Source organism: Elioraea sp. (genome assembly GCF_051860475.1).
In the GTDB taxonomy this organism is placed as follows: domain Bacteria; phylum Pseudomonadota; class Alphaproteobacteria; order Acetobacterales; family Acetobacteraceae; genus Elioraea.
Genome location: NZ_JBHYDW010000261.1, coordinates 1 through 2565 on the forward strand (window position 1 = coordinate 1; position 2565 = coordinate 2565).

General features: G+C 71.9%; 3 protein-coding genes. All 3 read right to left on the reverse strand.

The window, feature by feature from the left end; genetic code table 11:
• Positions 1–193 (reverse strand): hypothetical protein (locus ACTIFU_RS23400; RefSeq protein WP_439580735.1); only part of this gene is annotated, 193 nt, incomplete at its 3' end.
• Complete coding sequence (locus tag ACTIFU_RS23405; RefSeq protein ID WP_439580736.1) at positions 190–1539, reverse strand: glycosyltransferase 87 family protein; 1350 nt, start codon at positions 1537–1539, stop codon at positions 190–192. The genes ACTIFU_RS23405 and ACTIFU_RS23400, both read right to left, overlap by 4 nt.
• Entirely contained in the window at positions 1539–2270 is a 732-nt protein-coding gene (locus ACTIFU_RS23410; protein ID WP_439580737.1) for a TIGR04282 family arsenosugar biosynthesis glycosyltransferase, read from the reverse strand. The genes ACTIFU_RS23405 and ACTIFU_RS23410 overlap by 1 nt, the downstream gene beginning before the upstream one ends.
• Positions 2271–2565: the final 295 nt, after the last annotated feature.

A 2565-nucleotide genomic window follows, 5' to 3' on the forward strand; every position in this document is an offset into this window, starting at 1 on the left:
CCCAGCTCATGTCCGCCGGCGGCTCGAGCTCCTCGTAGGTGCGCGGACAGGTGGTACAGAGCAGGTTGCAGCGGTTGGTGGTCTCCAGATAGAGGCAGACCGGCGGCCGCGCCGCCACCGGCGCGTGCGTCTCCGCCACCGCCTCGTGGTAGCGCCGCGGATCGATGCGCGGCGCGGTCGCGAGTTCGCTCATCGGGATCGCTCCTCCACGGGTCGTGGCGCGGCCGCTGCCCGGGGCAGAAGATGCACGGCGAGGCCGGCGAGCAGCACCAGGTTGAAAAGGGTCTCGCGCGCCACGAAGCCGAGCTCGGGTACATCGGGCGCGACGTCGTACAGCACCACCCCGGCGAGTGTCGCCGCCCAGGCGCTCGGGTGGCCGAACAGCACCGCGAAGGGCAGAACCAGCAGCCAGTACCAGGGCAGGTTGGGCGAGAGCAGGAACAGGAACGCGAACATCAGCCAGTAGAGGCGCTTCAGCGTTGCCTCGGCGCCCGCCTCGCGCCGGAACGCGACGGCAAGCATGAGCCCGGCCAGCAGCGCTCCCGCGACGCCGAGGTAGAGCGGATGCGACCAGGCGTTCGGGCCGATCGCGACGTCGATCATGCGGGTGATCCAGAACGCCCAGCCGGTGGTGATCCCTTCCTCGGCGAGATAGCCCCCGAGGAAGCCGAACACGCCGCTGCCGACCGAGAGATAGGGCAGGTAGAGCAGCCCGACCGTGGCCACCGCGGCGGCCGGAGCGCGCCAGTCCCACGGTCGCCAAACGGCGGGGAGTGCCAGCACGGCGAACGGCTTGCACAACGCCGCGACCGCGATCACGGCCGCGCCGGCGGCGCGTCGGCCGCGCACAAGCGCGAGCCAGAGGCCGAACAGCATTGCCGCCAGCATCGCCCCGTCGATATGTGCATTGCCCGCGATCTCCCACAGCGCCAGCGGATGCCACGCATAGGCGACCACGCGGGTGACGGGCATGCGGAGATGCCGCAGCAGCGCGATCAGCGCGGCCACCGTGACCGCCTCGGCCGCGACCAGCACGAGCTTCATCGCCACCACGCTGTCGCCGAGCACGGCCGCCAGCAGGAACAGCATCTGCGCCGCGGGCGGATAGATCGTCACCGCATAGTCGGCGCGGTTGATGTTCGGCCAGACCGCCGCGTCGCGCAGGTGGGCGAGCTCGGGTGCCACCGGCAGGTGGCGGTAGGGATTGATCCCGGCCGCCTGCACCCGCCCGTCCCAGATGTAGCGGAAGACGTCGGTCGAGAGCGTCGGCGGGGTGAATACCAGCACCAGCCGCGCGAGCACGGCGACGCCGAGGATGATCGCGAGCGCCCGCCGCTCCTCCACCGCCGCGGCGAGCCGGATCGCCACCAGGCTGAGCACACCCTGCGCCACGAACAGCGCCATAAACGGGTGATCGCCGAGCTGCGGGTGGATCTGCGTGCCGATCAGCGTGGCCGCGATCAGCCCCAGCCCGGCGAGCGCCAGCCGCAGCGGCGCGCCGGCGCCGGTGCCGCGGTCCGGATGCCGGGGCTCGGCCATCAATCCGCCGCGGTCGCCACCGGCGCCCGGCGGCTGGCGAGGAAGGCCCGGGTATGCCGGGCAGGTCCGCCGATCAGCCCCGGCTCAGCGAACGGCAGGGGGCGCCCGGCCAGCTCGTCCTCGAGCAGGGCGAAGGTCGCGGCATCGTCGACGTCGTACCAGGGCGGCAGCAGCACCACCTCAAGGCCGATCTCGGCCGCACGCGCCAGCGTCGCCGTCAGCACCGCCTCGGTGCTCCAGGGGATGTCCTCGAACAGCCGCCGGTGCGGCCGCTTCAGCCCGACCAGATAGTACCCGCCGTCGCATGCCGGGCCGAACACCGCACGCTCGCCCGGCGCACGCAGGGCGGCGACCGCGGCGGCGATCAGCAGCGGCGGCAGCGTCGGGCTGTCGGCGTTGACGATCACCGCGCAGTCGTGCCCGCGGGCGAGGAATGCGGAGATCGCGCCGTCCAGAACCACGCCCAGCGTGCCGTCCTGCCAGGCGAGCAGTCCCCAGCCCGGCGGCAGCAGCGGGCGGAGGACGTCCTCGCTGCCCACCGGTGCATAGACAGCGTAGCCGTGTCGCCCGATGGCCTCCGGCACCGCCTCGACCGCTGCGGCGACGTCGCGGATGAAACAGGCCGACAGGACCGCCGTGCCGTCAGGGCCGAACAGCGGCTGCAGCCGCGTCTTGCCGCGCCCCGGCAGCGGCGTCTTGCAGATGATCGCGATGGCCGAGCCCGCCGCCATGCCAGAACCCCCCGTTTGTCGGATGGTTCGCCCTGGGTTTGCCGAAGGTTGCACCCCGGCTCCGAGAAATCCGTCCACGTCGAACACATGACCTGGCTCTTCCTCTCTTCGGGTTTGCTGTTGCGGTCAGCCACCGGTCCCCCGTTGCGCCGTCTCGACGCTCAATCCGGCCGCCTTCCGCTCGGGGAAGTCCCTTTCCAGCCACCGCGCCCGGAAGACGCGGCGTCGCAGCGCATCGATCGCCTCGAAGGAGAGAACGCAGCAAGGGCCGCGGCAATAGGCGATCACCTCGCGG